The following is a 23,084-nucleotide window of genomic DNA, read 5'->3' as shown; positions in this document are numbered from 1 at the left end:
CTTTGCAGATTTGCGAAGCAGCTATAGTAATCCAGCACCGGGTGTAGGCCCGTTATAAATAATGAAGTGAAAGAAACGCTTGTTTACGGTATACGTTTCTTTAATTAGGGTGGTAACGCGAGCAGCTCCTTCTCGTCCCTTGGGATGAAAGGGGCTTTTTGGTTTGTTTAACATGTAATATCTGGAATATGAAAGAGGAGGATGCAGAATGAAATGGGAAGAATTGAAGCCTGAGCAACAGGCAGAGGTAGAGCGACAGCTCGATGTCATTCAGCGTGGTGTGGCGGAAATTGTACCGGAGGATGAGCTGAAGCGTAAGGTGATCAAATCGGTCGTTAGCGGTGAGCCGCTCAAAATCAAGCTTGGTCTTGATCCGTCTGCCCCTGACATTCACATCGGACATACGGTTGTGATGCACAAACTGCGCCAGTTCCAGGAACTGGGTCATCAGGTACAGCTGATTATTGGAGATTTTACAGGCAGAATCGGTGATCCGACAGGCAAATCGGAAACTCGGAAGCAATTGACTGAGGAAGATGTGCAGCGCAATGCGCAAACATATAAAGAACAGATCTTTAAAATTCTTGATCCTGAAAAAACAAAGGTATACTACAACTCCGAATGGCTGGGACCGATGTCTTTTGCTGATGTTGTCACTTTGTCCGCCAAGGTAACCGTTGCCCGCATGCTGGAACGGGATGATTTTACAAAGAGATACCAGAACGGCTTGCCGATCAGCATCCATGAGTTCTTTTACCCGCTGATGCAGGGCATGGATTCCGTCGCTCTCCAAAGCGATATTGAGCTGGGAGGAACGGATCAGAAGTTCAACCTGCTGATGGGTAGAACTTTGCAAAAGGAATACGGCGTGGAGCCGCAGGCGACTATCACGCTGCCACTACTTGAAGGGCTCGATGGCGTACAGAAGATGAGCAAAAGCTTGGGCAACTACATCGGTGTGGATGAAGAGCCGAACGAAATATACGGAAAATCGATGTCCGTACCTGATGAGCTGATGCAGAAATATTTTGAACTTGCGACGGATATCAGCAATGAGGAGCTTGCAGAGCTGGCCAAAGGCATTCAGGATGGCTCCGTTCATCCGCGTGATGCGAAAATGAAGCTGGCCGGAACGCTGGTGCGCATGTACCACGGCGAGGAAGCAGCAGAAGCAGCCAAGCAGCATTTCGTGACTGTATTCCAGCAGCGTGCCCTGCCTGACGATATCGAAGAGTTCACCTTGACATCTGATCAGTTAGAGGATGGCGGAATTCGTGTGATCCAGTTGCTGACTCATCTGGGCTTTGCAGCATCTAACGGCGAAGCGAAGCGCAGCATTCAGCAGGGTTCGGTCAAAATCAACGAAGAGAAATGGACCGATGTGAACGGAGCATACACGCCACAGGAAGGAGATATTGTTCAGGTAGGTAAGCGGAAATTTGCTAAAATCAAGCTAGGCTAGTTTAGTTACAATTATTTGCAGCGTTGAGATCTGAATAGCATCTCTGCGCTGCTTTTTTTATGCTTTAAGATTGGCGGCCATGGTAAACTTAGCACAAATAATCAAACAAGCAGGTGCTGAATTATACATAATGGATTGTGAGGGCTTGCTCCATTTGGATGTATGGATAGATGGCAATAACGATAACAAGTATGGGGAAGGATTGTATGGACTATTTTAAACGAATTCAAAATGCAATCGAGTTTATTGAACTGAATCTGCGGGAGGATTTGAACATTGCCGAGATCGCTTCGCAAGCTTGCTTTTCAGCCTTTCATTTTCAGCGGGTTTTTCAGGCGATTTCGGGCTTTACGGTGCAGCAATATATAAGAAGGAGAAGATTATCCGAGGCGGCTGCACAGCTGAAGCAATCCCATCACAAGGTATTAGACATTGCTATGGAGTATCAGTACAACTCACAAGAAGCATTTACTCGTGCTTTCGAAAAGAGCTTTGGCATCACCCCCGGCAAATACCGCAACAGCGATATGGAACTTCCTCGCCAGAACAGGATCAATTTTCTCGATTACCAAAAAAAACCGAAGGGAGATTTGGATGTGGATAAGCCAGTCATACTAGAGCTCGAAGCGATTAAAATTATAGGGTACAAGTACAACACGAATTTGAACAATGAGCAGCACTATAAGGAAATTCCGGGTTTTTATCAGCATTTTGGAGCCAATGAATATTTTATGTGTATTCCGGACAAGGTTGCACCAGGGATGTCCTATGGTATTGCCTGTTGCTTTGAAAATGACGGTGCTTTCTCGTTTGTGATTGGGGAGGCTGTCGAAAAAGAACCGAAAGAATTGGCAGAGGGCTTCATATATATGGAGCTTCCAGCTGGGAAGTATGCCGAATTTGACGCTTCAGGTTCAAACGGACGGGTTGAGAATATACGAAACTACATCTACGGAACATGGCTTCCGAATTCCAATTTTGAGCGAAGGGAGGGGCCTGACTTTGAAATTACGGATGTAATGAATTCCTCCTATCCTGATCATTTGAGCATGAAAGTGTATATCCCCATTGAATAAAATGGTCAGGCCAAAACTTTTAGTCACAAAAAAAGCACCCGAACAAAGTTCGGGTGCTTTTCAGTGCTAATCCAAGGATTAGCGGTTGTAGAATTCGACGATTTGTTTTTCATCGATATCTTGGGACAATTCGCCACGCTCAGGCAAACGAATGTATTTACCTTCCAGAGCAGCGTCATTGTACTCCAGGTAAGCTGCCAAGTGGGTGCGGTTTTCCAAAGCTTCTTTAATGGAAGACAGGGAACGGCTTCTTTCACGAAGACCGATCACGTCGCCAGGGCTTACTTGGTAAGAAGCAATGTCAACTTTTTTGCCGTTCACAGTAACGTGGCCGTGAGCCACCAATTGACGTGCACCTGCACGGGAATTAGCAAAGCCAAGACGGAACACGAGGTTGTCCAGGCGGCTTTCCAGCAAGAACATGAAGTTTTCACCAGCGATACCGTGCATGTGTTGAGCTTTGTTGAACAGGGTACGGAATTGTTTTTCACCCATGCCGTACATGTGGCGCAGCTTTTGTTTCTCTTGAAGCTGCATACCGTAGTTGCTCATTTTTCTCCGTTGGTTTGCACCGTGTTGTCCCGGAGGGAAAGGGCGTTTCAATTCTTTACCTGTGCCGCTCAGAGAAATACCGAGACGACGGCTTAATTTAAATTTAGGACCAGTGTAACGTGCCATTATAGAGTTAACTCCTTCATAATTAAAATTTGAGTTGGGGCTCTCTTTGCGCTCCAATTTGTTCGGCGCTACCTGTCAAGGCGAGACGCACTACTGACAAAAAAGTTCAGCCGCTGTTCTGTCAGCAACAAAAAAGATGAGGGTGACACAAACTGTTACGCCCAAAATTTAAGATCCGCACAGTGAATGATTCTGCTGCACAGTCTTTTTCAATAATATATATTATATGTAGGGATGGGTCATTGTCAAGAAGAGAAAAAGAATGAAAACGTCAAAATTTGTCGATAGGTCTTTAGAACTAAAAAAATAGGTTAAATCTCTGAAAAATGGATGCAAATTTCTAAAGTTGAGAGTAAAATAGACCATATTATGAGTTATAGTGGTGTATAGCCACTGTCTTGGTACAGTAATTTTGCTGTGAAGGAGCGCCTTGATATGTCGGAATTTTCAACAACGGATCAGCAAACGCTTGGCGGTACAACGGTCCAGGCAAGCGGTGCTCCGCTGTTTGATGATATTGAATATACGTCTCTTGCCTGGCTCCAGAGCATGGATATGACACCCTATGACTTCCCTTATATTAACCAGCTTCTTGTTCAAGGATATCGGGACTGGTTGCAGCAGGGCAATGGTATACCCTGGATTCATGAACAATGTACTGCTGTTTTTAATTTTGCGGGTGTCCGGGTTGCAGGTAAGGAAGAGGATGATGATGAGGATTTGGGATTAGTCGAGCGCTGCTGCTTTTCCAGAGAGATCGAAGTGAGTCAGCGTAAACTTCGCGACGGAAGCCCGGCATTAGTATACATGGTTCCCCTCCTATGCCGCAGCCACAAGAGGGAGCCGTTTGCTGCTCTTCGTTTTACACGGCCCGCTCGACAGCTTGTTCCCGAACCGGACACTTTTTTGGCGGCTGCTTTACATTTTAGATCCTGTTTTTATTCGAAGTTTGAGCATAAATTTATCGAAGATATTCTTAGCATGCGGAATCGAAATGATCATGAGGGCAGACGCCGCTCTATTTTATTTCAGATTGTAAAGCGGATGCATGACAAGATTGACGTGGAAGGCGTACTGGATGAAGTATTTGACAGTATCGCCTATTTCTTTCCTTATATGGATATTACGTTGTACATGAGCCAGGACCGGCACAGCCGCAATCCACAGGTCAAGCCGTTGTTGCTGCATGAACGGGATGATGATGTATGCGTGCGTGCATTTATGAAAGGGCAAATGACCGTAAATGAACCTGTCGGCACACAAAATGAAGTGACTGAAATCGGTATCCCATTACGTGGCAAACAGGGTGTGTACGGTGTTTTCCATATGACTCTTCCGTCAGGATCGGATCATATGAAAAAAGTGGATGTAGAACTGATTGCGATGATGGCGGATACTGCTGGGACCGCCTTTGAAAATGCGAAGCTGCTAGAGCAATCGAACGTGCTTATCCATGAGTTGCGTCTTATCAATGAGCTGGTTCAGCGCTTGAACCAAAGTCTAAAATTAAATGAAGTGTTTGAGTTTGCCATGCAGGAGCTGTTAAAAATGTTTATGGCTGACTATTGCTGTATCGTACAGCTTGATCAACAAGAAAGCTGTTATACGGTCACGTCGAGCAATGTGGAACTTTTAAGACAGCACAGCTATCCTCGTGATGATGGGCTTGCCGGATTGGTATGTAAAACAGGGGAACCTGTTATTGTGTCGGACTATAGAGAAGGGAAAATATCCTCACAGTTTATGGATTTGACGGGTTCCCTGTCTTTGATGGCTGTACCTATGAAAAACAACGGTACCTCCAGAGGAGTTATTTTATTGTCCAGCAAGCTTCCGAACTTTTTCTCATATGATAATTACAAGATGCTGCAAATGCTGGCTCCCCATATCGGACTGGCCGTAACTAATGCCATGCTCCATGCTGAGGTGGGGCGGCTGGCAAATATGGATATGTTAACAGGACTGTATGCACGTCATTATGTCGATCAGTTCATCCAGCAGCATCAGAAGAAGGATTTCTGCGGATCACTTATTTTGGTAGATATTGATCAATTCAAGAAGGTGAATGATACGTATGGACATCAGACAGGTGACGAGATTCTGAAAAGCGTCAGTGCTATCGTTCGCACCGAGACCCGTGAGGAGGATGTATGTGCCAGATGGGGCGGCGAGGAGCTTGCGATCTATTTGCCACAATTGGGTGTCCAGCAGGCGCTTCAATATGCGGAAAAGATACGTTATTGCGTGCAGCAAGAAACGGAGCCACGGGTAACGGTTTCCTGTGGAATTGCCGAATGGAATTGGCTGGACGAGCATATTAGCATTGAATCATTATTTTATAGGGCGGATATGGCGCTGTATGAGGCCAAAAATGAAGGACGCAATCGAACCGTTATTGATCATGAGGCTAATGCATAGAGAATATTCCATCAGGAATGTTCTCTTTTTTTGTCTTGCATAACTCATTGCTTACAGGAAATCCTAATCATAACTTATATTTACGATAGGACGGATGATGGATGCATTTGAGAAAACAGTGGGTTATGGGGCTTTATATATTTGTTGTTCTATGTTTGCTCAGTGGTTGTACGCTGATCGAGCGGCAAAATACACCTGATCAGATTTTTAAAAGAGCCGTTGCAGGAATGGCCGGCAAAGAGAGGTTAACATTTACTGGACGAACTGGGGTTAGAGTTAACCAGAGACTGCCCATGAATAAACAGTTTGAATATCGCGGGGATGTCAAGAACCACGATGTACTGGTCATGTACTGGGGCTCTACGGAAGCTATTCGCAAGCAGGGAGGTTATGCAGCACTGAAACAAGGCAAGCTCGGGCAGGGAGGGACACATGAACGTTTTATTCGTAAAAATGGAAAATGGAATGCAATGACAGCCGGGGATAGTCCTATAGCTGGTGAAGGCATGCTGGATCGCTTTAATCCGATTCAGGAGCTGGAGGAGCTGAACACGCTGAATAAGACGATTCGTATGGAGAGCAATGCTGCACGAGGGACCTGGGTATTGCGGATTGAGCCGGAACCCGCCTCGGCCAAGCGCTGGTTGAAAGAACGTTTAATGAAAGAGATGAATGCCTTAAACCCGCAGACCGTAATATTAAATTCGAAGCATAAGCAGTCCAATCAAAAGCTGCAACAAAAACTGAATCAAGTATGGACGCACGGCTGTGAAGATCTGGGCAGCAAGCTAGAGCAATCTAATGTGCAGGCGGTGTACCATCTGACCATCGATCGTCAAACAGGCTTGCCCTTGAAGCTATCATCGGAGTGCCGAATTTCCAGACAGGAAGCGGCTGAAAAAATGCATATAGAAGCACTCATTACCAGAGTTGCTTTTGAGGACTACAAGTAACACAGCAGGCATGATACAATGGGCTTTGAATTAACCATTGTTCAAAAAGTATGAAATAGAGAAGGAGAGAGACAACTCATGAAAGATCCTAGAATGCTCAAGCTGGCGAAAAACCTGGCCGGATACTCGGTTGATGTACAGCCGGGAGAAAATGTACTGATTGAGATGATTGGTGCAGAGCGCGACTTGCTTAACGCCATTATTCATGAAGTTGGTAAAAAAGGCGGCAATGTGTTTGTCCAGCTTACGGACCGCAAGGTACAAAGCGCCATGCTGCGTCATGCAACAAAGGAAATGCTGGAAACCTGGGCTGAAATTGACCTCAACCGAATGAAGCAGATGCATTGCTACATTGGGATTCGCGCTGGAGAAAATGTAAATGATCTGTCAGATGTACCAGAAGAAAAAATGAAAATGTATAATTCCATTTATCACCATGCGGTACATAGCGAGCAACGGGTGAAGCATACAAAATGGGTCGTATTGCGTTATCCGAATAACAGTATGGCTCAATTGGCAAACATTAGCACCGAAGCGTTCGAAGATTTTTATTTCGATGTGTGTAATCTGGATTACGCTAAAATGGACAAGGCACAGGATGCTTTGGCAGACCTGATGAACCGGACAGACAAGGTACGGATTAAAGGGCCAGGCACAGACCTGAACTTCTCTATCAAGCAGATCGGGGCTGTCAAGTGCTCGGGTCAATGCAATATCCCGGATGGTGAAGTCTACAGTGCGCCTGTGCGTGATTCCGTTAACGGAACCATCAGCTATAACGCACAAACATTATATAATGGGATCACTTTTGAAAATGTCAAATTCCGTTTTGAAAATGGTAAAATTGTGGAAGCGACAAGCAATGATACAAAGCGGTTGAATGATATTCTGGATTCCGACGAGGGAGCGCGTTATGTTGGCGAGTTTGCGATCGGGTTCAACCCGCACATTTTACATCCGATGAAGGATATTTTGTTTGATGAGAAGATTGCGGGCAGCTTGCATTTTACACCAGGCCAAGCTTATGAAACCGCAGATAACGGCAACCGTTCTTCGATTCATTGGGATCTGGTGTTGATTCAACGTCCAGACTATGGCGGCGGAGAAATTTATTTTGATGATGTTTTGATCCGTAAAGACGGTATTTTTGTCCTGCCTGAGCTGGAGCCGTTAAATCCTGAGAACTTGATATAGCGATATCCCTTCTTGCTGAGAAAGCGATTTCAATGTATCATAATGTATAAGCAATGATGCATGATAATCCAGTAAAGCGAGGGATTTCGATGCCCAACAATGCGGCGGTTGTTGAAATTGCACAGACGGCGAGCAAATTCACTTCTTCTATCGTCCTACACTCGGAAAATAAGTATATTGATGTGAAAAGTATACTGGGCTTGTTTACGACGTTGGTAGGCAGCCACAGCTATGAATTGCATGTTCACGGTCCTGATGCCGAGGAAGCCCAAAAGGCAATCGTTGAGGTGTTCCAGAAGCACGGGCTCCACATTTCAGTAGCCACCTAACTTTCCGTGCAGCAAAAGCATCCTTACCTGTAACTGTAGGGATGCTTTTTTTGTCAGGTTCTTGTATTAGCTTGCAATTTGGTCTAATATTAAGGTTAGGACGTCTTGTGCGACATTGAGACATAGGGGGGAAGAATCCATGACTTCATCTGATTTGCAGGAACAATTGAATATCAAGGCCATTAACCTGCTTCAGGAAGATGCAGATAAAATAAAGAAGCTTATTGAAGTACAGATGGAGAATCTGGCAACCCGTTATTGCCCTCTCTATGAGGAAGTGCTGGATACTCAGATGTACGGGTTTTCCAAGGAAGTGGATTTTGCGGTTCGCGCTGGTCTTCTTCCGGAAATGGCAGGTAAACAGCTGGTCAGTGAGCTGGAACGCAATCTGGCTATTCTATATGAGGCCATGAACAACAGGGCTAATTAAAAAGACGGTTTGATCGAAATGAGAGCATGCGGAGTCCAAAGAGCATGCTTTTTTTGATGCCTGTACATATGAAATGGGAACGAGTCTGTCGTAAGCTTTCACCTTTGCCCTTGAAATTTAACCGCTTAAGGGGTCATATCCATTTGAACAATTCAAGGGCAGCAGTGATTAGAAGATTAAATGGAACGCGAAGCGGACACCACCTTCCCAATGTGCATTTTTACACGAGGAAGAAGGAAACGCCCAAAAAGACATACACCACCAGCAGCATCAGACCTTCATACCAGTTGGTTGAACCGTCCTGCGTAATGGACTTGGCAATAAATACAGAGACAGCAATGGCCACCAGCTCAACGGTGGTGAACACGATATTCATGGTGTTTCCCATAAAGTAACTGACAAAAATCAGCACAGGGGCCACAAATAGCGCAATTTGCAGGCTGCTGCCTACTGCAATTTCGACGGATGCGCCGATTTTGTTTTTCATAGCCAGCAAAATGGCGGCACTGTGTTCGGCTGCATTCCCGATAATTGCGACAAGGAAGGCACCGACGAACAGTTCACTAAGCCCAAACTGAACGGTAAATACCTCCAGTGTCTTTACCAGCCATTCGCTGACAAACGCAACCATGACGGTGGCCAGCAACAGATAGAGAATGGACTTGTTTCTTGACCACACTGGAGTATGCTCATGCGGCAATTCTTCATCCTTTTGTTCGGTTACATCGTCCAAGTAGTCCTTATGCGTAATCATGGAAAAAATCAGCCACGCAATATAGGCGATAATGAGCGTACCGGCTACAATGAGACTGAGCATATCCGATTCTTTATCTGTGATGACATTTGTATTCAAAAAGACAGCCGGGACAAATAAAGCGATCACAGCCACAATCATCAGCGAGCCGCTGAGTGAGGCCAGCGATACATTGAAATTTTGCACTTTGTATTTCAATCCGCCAGCGAACAGACTCGCCCCGAGGACCAGCAGCAGATTGCCGATGATGGAGCCGGTAAGACTAGCCTTTACCATATCATAAAGGCCTTCTTTGACCAGAAAGATGGCGATGATCAGTTCGGCTGCGTTGCCAAAGGTGGCATTTAAAAATCCGCCCAGGCGTTGCCCGGCATAATGTGCTACACTTTCGGTCGCTCTGCCGAGAAAGCCGGCTACGAACACGACAGCAACCGCACAAATGATGAATTGGGCGATCGCGTTCAAGTGCATGTAATGAGCGACTGCACTAAGCACAAATGTCGCAATAAGCAAAGCGGGGGATAACCGTTTTTTCAATGAAAAGCACCTCGATATCCATGGATAAGTACAAGTGTGATGAATGCTGTCACTTGTACAGATTTTTCTAAATTAATATACCCAAAATAATAAAGGTTGTAAACGAAAGTTGTTTTTCATTCCTAAGGTTTGCATTTAGAGTGGCTGAGGCTTTACAATACAAATAAAGGATGGATGAAGGGGGACATAGGTCATGGCAGAGCAAATTCAACAACTGGAAGCAGGAAACATCAAGATTTCCGACGATGTCGTAGGTAAAATCGCGGGAATGGCCGCGTTAGAGACGCCGGGCATTGCTGCAATGACAGGCGGCTTATCGGAAGGCTGGGCCAAAAGGCTGAGCGGTAAAAACGTGCAAAAAGGCGTATCTGTGGAGGTCGGACAGCTTGAAGCTGCCATTGATCTGCGTATCATCGTGCTTTACGGAACACCTATTCATGAAGTGTCCCGAATACTTCAGCAAAATGTGCGGGAAGCTGTCGAAAGCATGACAGGCTTGCGAGTCGTGGAAGTGAACGTAAAAGTAGAAGGTGTTGCTTTCAAGGACGACGCGATCTAAGTACATATATCAAAAAGCTTCCAAAGCCACTGTTGTAAGTGGTCTGTGGAAGCTTTTTTTAACGATAACGTTTGGTTCTGCGGGCTTGAAAGCGATTGGGCACTTCGCTGCGGATCGCTACGCCTGTCGTACGTTCCTGCACCGCTGGCTTCGAATTTTCACGTGAAATGCTGAGCATGATGCCCATGGAGAACATGGTCACAAGCAGGGAAGAGCCGCCGAAGCTGATAAAAGGAAGCGTTACTCCAGTGATCGGAATCGTCTGGGTTACACCCCCGATATTGATGAATGCCTGAATGGCGATCAATCCCATAATGCCAGTGCCGACCAGCGTCCCGAACGGATCGCGGCAGCGAAGGGCCACAAGCATCCCTCGCCAAATAAGATACAAATACAGCATCAGGAATATGGCTGTTCCAATGAATCCGAATTCTTCACCAATGACGGAGAAAATAAAATCATTAAATGAATTGGGCAGATAGTGAAGCTTGATAATGCCCTTGCCGAATCCGGATCCGCTTATCCCGCCTTCACCTATAGCCTGCAAGGACTGCACCAGATTATACCCGACTCCCTGCTTATATTTCATCGGATTGAGAAAAGCTTGAAAGCGTCCAATTTTGTAATTTTGCGTTGCAGCAGCCTGTTCAACCGCACCCCCAGAATCTCCTTCAAATAGCGACCCGATCCCAAAAACGATGGATGCCCCTAACACTAGGAGAACAATGGATGCCGTAATATGCTTGACACTGGCTCCCCCCACATAAATAATCAGACCGCTGGTGGCTACCAAAATGAAGCAGGAGCCAAGATCAGGCTGAAGCATGATGAGCCCTGCAACAAAGCCTACAATGACGGTTACGGGTATGTAGCCGGTTCGCAAATCTCTAAACCGTTCCCCTTTTTTGACAATCAGAGCGGATAAGTACAGTATAATCGAGATTTTCGCAAGCTCCGTTGGCTGAAACCCGATGCTGCCGAACCTGAACCAGCTTTTTGCGCCATTAAGAGAGCCTGTGAAAAGTACGATAACCAGCAGCAGTATAGTGATGAAAAATAAAGGCACAAACAGCTTTTTATATTTTTCCATCTTGATATTCATCGCTACCAACATAATGAAAAGTCCAAGTACAGCAAATGCCGCTTGACGCTTCACAAAATATAAAGAGTCAAAATTGTTTTCTTTATTTAACAGAGCGACGCTGGAACTGGCGCTAAATACCATAATTACACCGAATCCAACCAGCAACAAAGTGAGGATCAGCAATTGGAAATCCGGTGTGCCTCTTCGTCGAGCCTCCGGCTTCGTATTTCTCATATCAGCTTCCCCCGGTATGCGCTGCAAGGTATATCCTTGCAGACGTGATCATTTTATTGATTGTCCATTTATCATATTATGTTTGATGGGCTTCTGCAACCTCTGCGGGGCGACAGATATCGTAACAATTCCATATCTGCTACAATAAGAAAAACATGAAGGCCAAAGAGCAGGCAATGCAGGCGCAGGTGGAGCTGCTGCTTTAAAAGGAGAGATGGAACGCAGATGGCACAACATTCGATAGACAAGTCCTGGTTTAATCAGTTGCAAGAGCATATGGTGAAGTGGCGCAGATATTTACACAAAAATCCCGAAATTTCTTTTCAGGAAAGCAATACGGCTGCTTTTGTAGCGAATAAGCTGGAAGGCTGGGGGATAGAGGTTCGTCGTCAGGTCGGGGGAAACGGTGTTGTAGGAACGATTCGTGGTGCCCAGCCCGGACCTGTCGTGCTGCTGCGTGCAGATATGGATGCTCTTCCGATTCAGGATGAAAAAGAATGTGAATATCGTTCCAGTGTGGATGGGGTGATGCATGCTTGCGGGCATGACGGGCATACGTCCATATTGCTTGGAACGGCACATTATTTCAGTCTGAACCGTCACGAGCTGCAAGGAGAAATTCGCTTGCTGTTTCAGCCTGCGGAGGAATTGCTGCCTGGCGGAGCGGTAAATGTCATCCAAGATGGTGTATTGGAAGGTGTGGACGTCATTTACGGTATTCATTTATGGACACCATTTCCAATCGGCACGGCTGCCAGTTGCGCAGGGCCGCTGATGGCAGCGGCAGACGATTTTTATATTGACATCACAGGTAAGGGCGGACATGGAGGCATGCCTCAGTCTACGAATGACAGTGTGGTGGCTGGCTCAGCACTCGTAATGCAGTTGCAAACCATTGTGAGCCGTTCAGTCGATCCGTTGCGGCCAGCGGTGCTGACAGTGGGGACCATTCAAAGCGGCTCAGCGCAAAATGTGATTGCGGAAACCTGCCGCCTGAGTGGGACGGTCCGAACGTTTGACGAGGAAACACGGACGGTGATGAAAGAACGGCTTCATGCGGTGACAGAGCTTACGGCGGCAGCATACGGTACAGCAGCACAGATTCGCTATATTATGGGATATCCGCCTGTTGTGAACGATGCACATGAGGCTTCGCGTTTTTTTAAGGAAGCTGGGCCGGTTTTTGGCAAGGAAAATGTGCAGGAGGCGTCAAAGCTGATGCCCGCAGAAGATTTTGCGTATTATTTGGAACGTGTACCAGGCTGCTTCATGTTTGTAGGGGCGGGAAATCCGGCTAAAGAAGCGGTGTATCCGCATCACCATCCGAAATTTGATTTTGATGAAGATGCGATGATTCATGCAGTTCATTTGTTTATTGCAATGGCCACCGGATATGCAGCAGAGCGAAATGCAGGGACGGACAGTTAGAGCTGGGAGGACAAATAGATATTGTATCGGAAGTGGATCAATTTGAAGTATGAGCTTAATGAAATGGGGTACCCTACTCATGAAAAGGAGGGAGTACCCATGAAAAAAGTTCAGGAAGTTATGACTAAAAAATGCGTAACGGTGACCCCACAGGACAATATTTATGAAGTTGCTGTCAAAATGAAGGACAACGATACTGGTTTTATCCCGGTTGTGGAAAAGGAAGACAATGACAAGCTGATCGGTGTAATTACGGACCGTGACCTTGTTATTCGCGGGTATGCGGCCAAGCATTCCGGCTCCACCTCAGTCGACACGGTAATGACAACAGGTATTCGCACAGCCCATGCGGACATGTCGGTGGACCAAGCAGCCGAGCTGATGGCAGAGCAGCAAATTCGCCGCTTGCCCGTAACGGAAGGAGATCGCTTGATCGGGATTGTTTCGATTGGCGACTTGGCTGTACGCAATATTTTTGCAGACAATGCGGGTGAGGCGCTCAGCCAGATTTCCGAGCAGGTTCACTAGCAGAAAAATAAGGTTAGCCAGCCTTTTGTGACTGTCTTTATTCTTATTGCTTTGCTCAGAAGTTCAACCTGAATACGGGTTGAACTTCTTGTTATTCCGGTTGATAACGCGTATAAATGGACAAATTGTCTATAATATAAAACTTTAGATTGATGATGGATCAGATTGACGGGAGGTAGCTATGAATCCGGATCATCCTTGTATTGTACAACGTGACTTTACTATTTTGCTGGAAATGGGCTTGCCTCATTCGGAGTATGCCCGTTCACAGCTGCAGGTGTACGCGGAGCTGGTTAAAAGCCCATCCGCATTTCATACATATTACATCACTCCGTTGTCTCTGTGGAATGCAGCTGCCCTCGGGTGGAGTGCCAAGGATATTCAAAATAGCTTGCAGTCCATGTCCCAATGGGATATTCCGGGTGATCTGCTGAAGGATATTGAACAGCTTGTTTCCCGCTACGGAACGTTGACATTGTCACGGGGTAGAGCCGAGGAAGAACAAACTTATAGCCCAAATACAGTTGATGCCTATCGTATCGAGCATTATGAGGCAAATGAGGAAACGAAGACAGGCTCAGCTAACAGTTTAACCATTGGTGACCGCTTGGTTCTGACAGCGGACAACCCCGCTTTAATGGAGGAGCTGCTGGCAAGGCAGGAGCTTAAACAGCTTGGTTTACTTTGCACTGGTGAAGCAAGCGCTTCTGTACCGCCCGAAAATCGCGGCTTGCTCAAACAGGAATTAACTCGCCTCGGGTATCCGGTTATCGATACGGCCGGATATCTGGAAGGGAATCAGCTCCGCTTTTCTTTGCGACAGGGACAAGCGGCGCTGCAGCTTCGTGAATATCAAGTAGAGGCCGCTGATGCGTTTGAAGGAGCTGACGGCTTGGGAGGCAGCGGTGTACTGGTGCTTCCCTGCGGAGCAGGAAAAACAGTGATCGGCATGGCCGTGATGAATCGGCTGCAGTGCGAAGTGCTGATTTTAACCTCGAATACCACCTCTGTTCGCCAATGGATAGAGGAGTTGAAGCAAAAGACGGATATTCCGGCCGATTCGCTCGGTGAATACACCGGACAGAAAAAAGAGGTGCGCCCGATTACGGTGGCAACCTACCAGATTTTGACGTATCGCCGCAACAAGGGCGGGGAGTTTGAGCATATGAAGCTGCTGAGTGAGCGGAAGTGGGGACTCATTGTGTACGACGAGGTTCATCTGCTGCCCGCGCCTGTCTTTCGGGCGACAGCGGATATTCAGGCCACCCGTCGTCTGGGATTGACGGCCACGCTGGTCCGCGAGGACGGCTGCGAGCGGGATGTGTTCTCATTAATCGGACCCAAGCGGTATGATATGCCCTGGAAGGAGTTGGAGCGGCAGGGCTGGATCGCTCAGGTCCATTGTGTGGAGCTGCGGCTTCTGATGACAGCCGAGCTTTTGGAGCGCAGCATGCGTGCCGGAGGCAGGCAGCAGTACCGGATCGCGGCCGAAAATCCGGCCAAGCTGAAAGCGGTGCGTAGTCTGCTGCAGCGGCACAGCGGCTTGCCCACACTTATTATTGGTCAATATTTGGACCAATTGCGCATGTTGGCCCGGGAACTGGGCGTGCCGTTGATTACCGGGTCTATGAGCCAGGCTGAGCGGGTACGGTGGTTCGATGCGTTCCGCAAGGGAAGCATTCGAACCTTGCTAGTATCGAAAGTGGCCAATTTCGCAGTGGATTTGCCTGATGCGGCTGTAGCGATTGAGGTATCCGGCAGCTTCGGCTCCCGTCAGGAGGAGGCGCAGCGGCTTGGCCGTATTTTGCGGCCAAAGTCCGGGGAGAATAAAGCTTATTTTTATGCACTGGTGACAGAGAATAGTAAGGAGACTGATTTTGCTGCCCGTCGTCAGCTGTTTCTGATTGAGCAGGGCTATGAATATGCCATTTGCAAATTCAGTGCCTCAGAGGCTGAAGAAAGTCTGGATGATGGGGCTGAAGAAGGTGAAAAGAAAAGGGAGGCGTAACCAAGAATGGGTGTAACGAACACGGCAGACGACTGGAAGGAGCTTACATCGGATGAGATGTTGGTGCTTAAACGATGTTTTATCCGATACGCCGGGCAGCCCATGAAGGAAGAAGAGCCTTTACAGCTTTTACGGGGCACATTGAGCGGAGCCGAAACAAACCTGGCACTGCGTAGCTTGCGTGCCCGAGGCTGGGTGGATGCAGTTACCAAATCGTGGGGGGAGCGCATTTTATATATTCCGGTTCATCGGCTGCCTGTTTTGTACGATATGTTGTTAGAGCAAAATACAATCCATCTGATGCAAGCGGATGATCCAGTGGCCGTGCATGAAGCAAGAACAGGACTGGAGGCAGAGCTGCTGCACGTGCTGTCATGTATCGCGAAGCAGGGAGTTCCATTGACGGCCAAAGGAATGATACATAAGCGGTCATTGCAAAAATTAAACGAACTGGCGCCCTTTCCCGCGGAAGATTTGGCGGGATTAAGACTGCAGTATGCACACGCCGAGCTATATCCCGTGCAAACGGTGGTGATGATGGATCTGCTGCTTAGCTTGGGCCTGCTGGTAAAGGAAACGGTGTCTTTCCGCATACAGGAAGCGGAGCTGGCCGCTTGGGTTCGTTTGTCTGCCTGGCAAATGCGCAAGCATATTTTTAATACACTCATGGAAAGATACGGCAAGCCTGAAGCGTCCATGCAGCATTTTCGATATATACTGTGCGCTGTCTCCCGGTATGCAGGAGCTGAAGGCTGGCTGCCTGTCAAATCATTGCTGCAGTGGATGCATCAGGTGGGTCTGATCTCACAGAAGAGCTTGAATGGAGCGGGTTCCTCAAACAGTGTCCCATTGGAAGGGGCTGCATCACCCGCATGCTCCGGGGGATTGGAGGATGGTATGGATGAGATCAACGGATGGCTGGCGGCTTTGACGGCGTTTGGAATGGGAGATTGGGGATTAAACGAATCGGGGGAACTGTGCTTTCGCTGGAATATATCCCCGCTGGACATGTTTCTTTCTAATAAGGGCGAGGAGTCGTATCAAGAACAAGGTACCTTTTACATACAGCCAGATTTTGAAATATTGGTCCCGCCGGATGTAGCTTATGATGTTCGCTGGCAATTGGAATGCTGCTGTGAGCGCATAACAGGAGACCGGATGGTCGTATACCGTATCACGAGGGAAAGTGTGACAGATGCAATCGAGCTGGGCATGAAGGCCCAAGCCATTTGTGCTCTTCTGGACAAGCACAGCCGGACAGGGATGCCTGAGCATATACGTATGGCGGTAGAGCAGTGGGCAGGCCATGTGGGGCGAACGGCATTTGCAGCGGTAACCCTTTTACGCTGCAGTACCTCCGAGGATGCAGACACGATTGCACGACATCCCGGGCTGGAAGGGCTGCTTGAACGGATCGGCGAACGGGATTTTATTATTCCGGCAAGCTCGGCTGCCAAGATCCGCAAGACGCTCGCTGTCATCGGATTGAGTCCGCGCCGGGGGCTGGAGGGTGGAGACGAGCCCATTCATCGCTACCCGCTGGTTGCAGAAACAGCGAACGCAAGCTTGGACAGCGCCGACCATGAAAATAGCTTGAAGGATGTATTTTCTCAGGAGGGGAGAGCGGGGCTGGTTTATACAGGACGAACGTTGCACTTTTATGAGCGGGAGCACACGCTGCCTGATCCGTTCGATTATTTTCCTGAGCGCTCCGCAGTGCCCTCCTCCTGGACAAAGGATTGGAGAAGCTACCATGCTTCTACTGCCCGGCAGTTAATCGAGCAAGCGATTCACTGGCAGGCGGCGGTGGGACTGCGCATCGGTGGGAAAGAGGTAAAATGGATCCCGGAATCAGTGATTTCCGGTGAGCCGTGGAGTGTCATTGGCTGGTATGCCTCTGAAGAAGCTGCTGAAGCGCCAGCCCGTGCCACTTTAAAACCAGGTGAATGGTCAGAGATGAGGCTGCTGGTTCCTTTTACATAGGGGAGCCGGGAAGTGCATGAAACACCTTCTTCTCATAAAGAGGATGTGGTATGATGAATGAGTCTACTTTACCAGTAGAACTATATATAAAGTGAGATGAACATTCATGAGCGTAGCCGAGTTGAATACGGTCAATATGGCAGAAGTGCTTATTAACGCCTATGAATTGGGCGATATGGTCAACCGGTCCCTTGAGGTATCGGATTATTTATATTGGAAGCAGCGTGTAGAACAGGACCCGTCTATTCAGGCGTGTGTACGCAAGCTGAATGCCAAAAAGGAGCTGTTCGCGGAAACAGAGCGTTTTGGGCATTTTCACCCGAACTATCATGAAGCGAAGGATGCAGTGAAGCTCGTTGAACTGGAACTGGAACAATTTCAGGAAGTGGTGGAGTTCAAACGGGCAGAAAAGGCATTGGATGATATGCTGCATGCGATGTCCGAAACGATTGCCTATTCTGTGTCTGACACGATTAAAGTCCCAAGTAATGATCCAAATGTGAAAAAGGGTGGATGCGGTAGTGGGGGCAAGTGCTCCTGTGGATAGGCATAGAGATGATAGCGATGGAGGGGAGATGAAGCGAATGTTTGCCGAGCGGACAGGGTACATCATTTGGGTAAGCGATATCAAGGCTGCCCGCAATCTGGAGAAATACGGGAATGTCCATTACATTTCAAGGCGCATGCATTATGTGGTTATTTATATGAATGCGGATCGGGCAGAGGATACCGTGAAAAATATTCGCAGGCTTTCCTATGTGCGCAAGGTCGAACGATCTTTCCGCAATGAGATCAGGACAGAGTATAACGACGATAAGGGAAAAATGAAGGAATATGAAATATAATCTTCAAATGTATATAAATTGAAATTTGTTAAAAAAGTCGGCCTGCGGGCTGGCTTTTCTTTATAAAGTCAGGACTTTTGCATAATGGACTTAATGCTGTTAGTCCTAAAAATTCTTTAAAATACCTTCAATTTTGTAACTTGTAGTCCCGGGTCTGTTGAGGTAACATATGAATATATTGGTAGATACAAAGACCTATGTGGTGGGGAGAGTGATCCCGTGCGTGACAAGGCAATGCAGCGATGGAGTACATACGAACCGTTCTACGTAGAGATGGGCGGTAAAAAAGTCGCTGATATCGTGATTACAAATCATGCGAAAACACGTTACTTAGATCGGGTAGAACAGAAACAGTCCGAGACGAATCATATTGCCGCCTGGCTTTGGGAATGCCTGAAGCAGAACAGAATGGAATCCTACTATCATAACGAAGAGGATGTATACTTAATTGATGGTGATTTGGTCGTCGTAGCTGAATTTGGCGAGCTACCGGGCGAGATGGATATTGCGGGGAATCCGCTTCACAAGATGATTGTCATCACCTTTTTGGGCCGAATGTCGGAGACGATAGAATTAAGGGATTTGAAGTCTTATTATTCATGGTTGCGTCATTCGCGGCGTATGACACTGATGAAAAGTACTCGCAAGCAGAAATAGTCGGTAACGGAGCAGACGATTCTAGATGAAGAAGCCAATCAGCTCATGGGAATAAGTCGAGTGTATGTATTAGTATGCAGGTATCAGCTGCATACTTTTTTTGTTTTTGCAGGTTGCAAGAAAGAAAAACCCCACAATTCGGTAAGTTTTCTTGGTTATTCATCGACAGGCGTTTTTTTATGTTAAAATAGGGATACTTGAGAGAGGAGAGGGCGGTCAGTATGAACTTTCATCAGCTGCACATCTTTTATACGGTAGCGGAGCGTGGGAGCTTCTCGACGGCTGCACAAGCTCTGCATATGACGCAACCTGCCGTGACGATGCAAATTCAAGCTTTGGAAGATTACTTCGGGACGAAACTGCTTCACCGGTCGACTAAAAAAATCGAGCTTTCGGAGGCAGGGGAGACACTGCTGCCTTTTGCCCAAAAAAGCATGCAGCTCATCCGGGAAGCGGACGAGGCGATGTCTGCTTTTACCCACATGCTGGAGGGAAGATTGCATATCGGGGCCAGTCTTACGATTGGCGAGTATATTGTGCCAAGAATGCTGGGACCGTTTGGGCAAGAGTATCCTCATATCCGTATGGCGATGAATGTGATGAATACGACTCAAATTATGGATGATATACTAAAGCATCAGTTGAATTTAGGACTAATCGAGGCCCCGGTCCAGCACCCGGATATCGTAGTAGAGCCTGTGATGCAGGATGAGCTGAAACTTATTGTTCCTTCTGGACATGTACTGGCCAAGGCTAATAAAGTGGGACTGGACGATGTGTTTAAGTATCCATTTATAGCCAGGGAAAAAGGATCAGGCACACGTCAGGTTATAGAGGACGGACTGAAAAGTTGTGGCGCGGATGCTTCTCGGCTTGCCATTGTGATGGAGATGGGCAGCACCGGAGCGGTCAAATCGGCGGTAGAAGCTGGACTCGGAATTACGATGCTCTCGCCTTCTTCGGTGAAGCATGAGGTTGAACTCGGATTGCTGAAAATTGTAAATATTGCAGATCTCACCTTCAAGCGAAAATTTTATGCCATTCACCTGAAGTCAGCGCTGCTGCCGATTCCGGCGGTGACCTTTCTGTCTTACCTGCGCCGCCACGATCAGGGGGCAGACGTATTCGGCGACCCGGTGAACGAGCCGGCTAAGAGAAAAGAGGAGGAGAATGTATAGTGAAGGAGCAGGGCGGCTTGAAACGATATGATTTGCATACGCATACCCAAGCATCTGACGGGATGCAGCCTTCTGCGGATAATGTGCGCTGGGCCAAGGAAAAAGGGCTGGCCGGCGTAGCCATTACAGATCATGATACGGTGGCTGGGCTGGAGGAAGCTCTTGAGGAGGGACGGCGTATCGGCATGACCGTTATCCCGGGTGTAGAGATCAGTACACGGGCTGGCGGTAAGGATATTCATATACTCGGTTATTATATGGATTATCGTAATAACGTGTTTTTGGAGCGGCTGGAAAAGCTCCGTCAGGCACGGGATAACCGTAATGATTTGATGCTGAGCCGATTGCGCAGCCTGGGCGTGGCCATCACGCTGGAAGAGGTGATGGCGACAATTGGCAGGCCGCTGACACCGGATGAAAGCATTGGACGTCCGCATATGGCGGATACCTTGGTCCAAAAAGGATATGCGAAGGATATGCGGGATGCATTTGATCGTTATTTGGCGGAGGGAGCGCCTGGTTACGTGTCTGTCCCCCGTGTAGCCCCTGCGGAGGCCATCAGTTGGATTCGTGAAGCGGGAGGTGCGCCTGTGGTAGCCCATCCGGGCTTGTACGGGGATGATGAGTTGGTTCGCTCCATTATAGAGCAAGCGAAGCCTGCCGGGCTGGAGGTGCGACACTCGGACCATGATGACGCGGCCGAGAATCGATATGCAGCAATGGCGGCGCATTACGGGCTTATCGCAACGGGCGGCTCGGATTTTCACGGTGCACGCCAAGGTGTTATTTTCCACGGTGATCTGGGTAACCGGAGTGTGGATGATCAGGTCATCCAGGCCTTAAGACAGGCTGCTGGACAAAAGTAAAGAAAAAGCCCCTTGGCTTATGGGTGGAAACACATGAGGTGAATCCAACCTACACAAGCAAGGGGCTTTTTGAGATTTAACAGGCTCCTGATCGTTAGCCGTTTTTGATCCGATTCGGCAGCGATTTGACCAGCTCTTCATCCGGTGTAATAAAGAGCGTGCGCTGATGATCATAAATGACAAAGCCAGGTTTGGCTCCGCTCGGCTTGCGCACATGCCGAATCAGGGTGGCGTCTACAGGCACGCTGCTGGACTGTTTGGCCTGACTGAAGTAGGCGGCAAGCTGGGCCGCTTCCTCCAACGTGGCATCGCCGAATTGCTCAGCACGAATAACGACGTGCGACCCCGGAATATCCTTTGTATGCAGCCAGGTGTCATTTGGTCCGGCCAGCCGGTTAGTGACATACTCATTTTGCAGATTGTTTTTGCCAACCAGCAGCTCGATGCCTTCGGATGACGTATACACGTGTAGGGTGGGGCGGTCATTTTTCTTCTTTTTCTTCCCTTTTTTAGCCCGGTCTCTGAGATAGCCCTGCTGTACCAGCTCTTCACGTATTTCCTCAATGTCGTTCATGGAGGCATGGGCCAGCTGCTGAAGCAGATTGTCCATATAGCCGATCTCTTCGTGTGTCTTCTTCAGTTGCTCGTCAATGACAGCCAGACTGTTTTTATATTTGTTGTACTTTTTAAAATACCGCTGCGCGTTATCTGATGGGCTGAGTAGCGGGTCGAGCGGGATCGTTAACGGACGCTGCTCCTCATCATAAAAATTGGTAAGCGTCACTTCTTTGTCTCCTTTTTTAACTTCATGCAGCGAAGCAAACAGCAGCTCCCCGTAAATGCGAAATTGATCGGCATCTTCCGCCTCGGCCAAATCCTGCTGGAGATAGTCGAGTTTTTTTACATTTTTGCTCCGCTCATTTTGCAGAAAACGCAGGAGATCACTCACCTTTTGCTTGACGGTATCCCTTTCCGCTTTTTCACCGAAGAAATCTTCCAAACATTGACTGACCGTAACGTATTCCTTACGTTCTCCCTGAATCAGCGTCAAGGGAATGACTGAAAATATTGCTTTATCCTGTGCATTTACACCGGATACTGGCTTAAAATGATGATTCCGTACGTCATCCATCAGATGACTGAATGTATTCCAAAGCTCACGATCATCGTCTGGAGAAGCTTTGACGGATACACGGGTCAGTATTTCCTCGGAAATAAGAGGACTGAGCCCGGTAAAAGTATTTACAATCCAGCGTTTTGGCGCTTCTCCGGCCTCGATTGCTGTGTGATATGAGGCTATAAAGGCGGATTCCCCGGTTTCCAGTGGGTTCAGCTTGTCTTGCTCGGGAGGCTCCGTGTATTGAAAGCCGGGCATAATAACCCGGTAGCTGCTGATAGCTGGCGTAATATGATGGATGCCGTCCAAAATAGTGCCTGTTTCCAGATCAAGCAGGATAATGTTGCTGTGCCTGCCCATTAGTTCGATGATAATCCGCTTGAGTGAAATATCGCCAAGCTCGTCGCGCTGACGCACATCCATGTGAATGATACGTTCCATGCCGATCTGGGTAATCTGTTCGATGATGCCTCCTTCACAATGTTTGCGAAGAAGCATGCAAAACATAGGAGCCTCTGTCGGATTGAGAAAGCTTTGTTCTGTAAAATGTACACGCGGGAATGTCGGATTAGCCGACAGCAGCAGCTTTACGCTTCCGCCCTGTGCCCGCAGATTCAGCACGATATCGTGATCGTTTGGCTGATGTATTTTATTAATGCGCCCGCCCCGGATGCCTTGCAGTTCGTGTACGATTGCGCGGGTTACGATTCCGTCCAATGCCATAATGTATGTTCTCCTTTGAAGCCAATATATTTTCGCCTTCTTA

At 47.8% G+C, this 23,084-nt stretch carries 21 protein-coding genes and 1 other annotated feature (1 of these 22 cut by a window edge); of the genes, 17 read left to right on the top strand and 4 right to left on the bottom strand.

What is annotated here, in order from left to right:
* Positions 1 to 143: a binding site (T-box leader), on the top strand; it begins 124 nt to the left of the window's first position.
* Positions 144 to 208: 65 nt separating this feature from the next.
* Both tyrS and JO375_RS10230 read left to right on the top strand, forming a co-directional pair.
* Positions 209 to 1,462 (top strand): tyrosine--tRNA ligase, encoded by a 1,254-nt coding sequence (gene tyrS, locus JO375_RS10235; protein WP_229524367.1) that lies wholly within the window; start codon positions 209 to 211, stop codon positions 1,460 to 1,462.
* A 206-nt stretch (positions 1,463 to 1,668) separates the two neighbouring features.
* Positions 1,669 to 2,538, top strand: a complete 870-nt coding sequence (locus JO375_RS10230) for an AraC family transcriptional regulator (protein ID WP_229524777.1) — start codon at positions 1,669 to 1,671, stop codon at positions 2,536 to 2,538.
* A gap of 78 nt (positions 2,539 to 2,616) precedes the next feature.
* Here the strand turns inward: JO375_RS10230 and rpsD are convergent, their stop codons facing one another.
* Complete coding sequence (gene rpsD, locus JO375_RS10225; RefSeq protein WP_229524366.1) at positions 2,617 to 3,216, bottom strand: 30S ribosomal protein S4; 600 nt, start codon at positions 3,214 to 3,216, stop codon at positions 2,617 to 2,619.
* A gap of 435 nt (positions 3,217 to 3,651) precedes the next feature.
* On the opposite strand from rpsD, the gene JO375_RS10220 reads away from it, so the two are divergent.
* The 5 genes from JO375_RS10220 to JO375_RS10200 all read left to right on the top strand — a co-directional run bounded on the left by JO375_RS10220 (position 3,652) and on the right by JO375_RS10200 (position 8,540).
* The gene (locus JO375_RS10220) at positions 3,652 to 5,634 is read left to right on the top strand and encodes a sensor domain-containing diguanylate cyclase (protein WP_229524365.1); all 1,983 of its coding nucleotides are present in this window, start codon (positions 3,652 to 3,654) and stop codon (positions 5,632 to 5,634) included.
* Positions 5,635 to 5,735: 101 nt separating this feature from the next.
* Positions 5,736 to 6,587, top strand: a complete 852-nt coding sequence (locus JO375_RS10215) for a hypothetical protein (protein ID WP_229524364.1) — start codon at positions 5,736 to 5,738, stop codon at positions 6,585 to 6,587.
* Positions 6,588 to 6,665: 78 nt separating this feature from the next.
* Positions 6,666 to 7,781, top strand: a complete 1,116-nt coding sequence (locus JO375_RS10210; RefSeq protein WP_229524363.1) for an aminopeptidase — start codon at positions 6,666 to 6,668, stop codon at positions 7,779 to 7,781.
* Positions 7,782 to 7,870: 89 nt separating this feature from the next.
* Entirely contained in the window at positions 7,871 to 8,110 is a 240-nt protein-coding gene (locus JO375_RS10205) for an HPr family phosphocarrier protein (protein WP_229524362.1), read from the top strand.
* Between the two features lie 139 nt (positions 8,111 to 8,249).
* Positions 8,250 to 8,540 (top strand): YlaN family protein, encoded by a 291-nt coding sequence (locus tag JO375_RS10200; RefSeq protein WP_229524361.1) that lies wholly within the window; start codon positions 8,250 to 8,252, stop codon positions 8,538 to 8,540.
* Positions 8,541 to 8,760: 220 nt separating this feature from the next.
* Here JO375_RS10200 and cax read toward each other — a convergent pair whose 3' ends face one another.
* Positions 8,761 to 9,831, bottom strand: a complete 1,071-nt coding sequence (gene cax, locus JO375_RS10195; protein ID WP_229524360.1) for a calcium/proton exchanger — start codon at positions 9,829 to 9,831, stop codon at positions 8,761 to 8,763.
* A gap of 193 nt (positions 9,832 to 10,024) precedes the next feature.
* On the opposite strand from cax, the gene JO375_RS10190 reads away from it, so the two are divergent.
* Complete coding sequence (locus JO375_RS10190; RefSeq protein ID WP_229524359.1) at positions 10,025 to 10,390, top strand: Asp23/Gls24 family envelope stress response protein; 366 nt, start codon at positions 10,025 to 10,027, stop codon at positions 10,388 to 10,390.
* A 58-nt stretch (positions 10,391 to 10,448) separates the two neighbouring features.
* On the opposite strand, the gene JO375_RS10185 is transcribed toward JO375_RS10190, so the two are convergent.
* Positions 10,449 to 11,708, bottom strand: coding sequence for an FtsW/RodA/SpoVE family cell cycle protein (locus JO375_RS10185; protein WP_229524358.1), 1,260 nt, complete (start codon positions 11,706 to 11,708; stop codon positions 10,449 to 10,451).
* Positions 11,709 to 11,933: 225 nt separating this feature from the next.
* On the opposite strand from JO375_RS10185, the gene JO375_RS10180 reads away from it, so the two are divergent.
* The 9 genes from JO375_RS10180 (at position 11,934) to JO375_RS10140 (ending at position 21,201) form a co-directional block, all read left to right on the top strand.
* Positions 11,934 to 13,136 (top strand): M20 family metallopeptidase, encoded by a 1,203-nt coding sequence (locus tag JO375_RS10180; protein WP_229524357.1) that lies wholly within the window; start codon positions 11,934 to 11,936, stop codon positions 13,134 to 13,136.
* A gap of 99 nt (positions 13,137 to 13,235) precedes the next feature.
* The gene (locus tag JO375_RS10175; RefSeq protein WP_229524356.1) at positions 13,236 to 13,664 is read left to right on the top strand and encodes a CBS domain-containing protein; all 429 of its coding nucleotides are present in this window, start codon (positions 13,236 to 13,238) and stop codon (positions 13,662 to 13,664) included.
* Positions 13,665 to 13,845: 181 nt separating this feature from the next.
* Complete coding sequence (locus JO375_RS10170) at positions 13,846 to 15,672, top strand: DNA repair helicase XPB (protein WP_229524355.1); 1,827 nt, start codon at positions 13,846 to 13,848, stop codon at positions 15,670 to 15,672.
* Between the two features lie 6 nt (positions 15,673 to 15,678).
* Positions 15,679 to 17,655, top strand: a complete 1,977-nt coding sequence (locus tag JO375_RS10165; RefSeq protein ID WP_229524354.1) for a helicase-associated domain-containing protein — start codon at positions 15,679 to 15,681, stop codon at positions 17,653 to 17,655.
* A 106-nt stretch (positions 17,656 to 17,761) separates the two neighbouring features.
* Positions 17,762 to 18,202 (top strand): YlbF family regulator, encoded by a 441-nt coding sequence (locus tag JO375_RS10160; protein WP_229524353.1) that lies wholly within the window; start codon positions 17,762 to 17,764, stop codon positions 18,200 to 18,202.
* A gap of 37 nt (positions 18,203 to 18,239) precedes the next feature.
* Positions 18,240 to 18,500: a YlbG family protein gene (locus JO375_RS10155; protein ID WP_229524776.1), complete on the top strand. Its 261-nt coding sequence runs from the start codon at positions 18,240 to 18,242 to the stop codon at positions 18,498 to 18,500.
* A 219-nt stretch (positions 18,501 to 18,719) separates the two neighbouring features.
* Complete coding sequence (locus JO375_RS10150; RefSeq protein ID WP_229524352.1) at positions 18,720 to 19,157, top strand: hypothetical protein; 438 nt, start codon at positions 18,720 to 18,722, stop codon at positions 19,155 to 19,157.
* Positions 19,158 to 19,378: 221 nt separating this feature from the next.
* Positions 19,379 to 20,335, top strand: a complete 957-nt coding sequence (locus JO375_RS10145) for a selenium metabolism-associated LysR family transcriptional regulator (protein ID WP_229524351.1) — start codon at positions 19,379 to 19,381, stop codon at positions 20,333 to 20,335.
* On the top strand, positions 20,335 to 21,201 hold the full coding sequence (locus JO375_RS10140) for a PHP domain-containing protein (RefSeq protein WP_229524350.1): 867 nt from the start codon (positions 20,335 to 20,337) through the stop codon (positions 21,199 to 21,201). The genes JO375_RS10145 and JO375_RS10140 overlap by 1 nt, the downstream gene beginning before the upstream one ends.
* 94 nt (positions 21,202 to 21,295) lie before the next feature.
* Here the strand turns inward: JO375_RS10140 and JO375_RS10135 are convergent, their stop codons facing one another.
* Positions 21,296 to 23,041: an Rqc2 family fibronectin-binding protein gene (locus tag JO375_RS10135; protein WP_229524349.1), complete on the bottom strand. Its 1,746-nt coding sequence runs from the start codon at positions 23,039 to 23,041 to the stop codon at positions 21,296 to 21,298.
* Positions 23,042 to 23,084 lie beyond the last annotated feature (43 nt).

This window comes from Paenibacillus farraposensis (assembly GCF_020736845.1).
In the GTDB taxonomy this organism is placed as follows: Bacteria; Bacillota; Bacilli; order Paenibacillales; family Paenibacillaceae; genus Paenibacillus; species Paenibacillus farraposensis.
The sequence above is the reverse complement of the archived record's forward strand: the minus strand, read 5'-3'. Positions and strand labels throughout refer to the sequence as shown.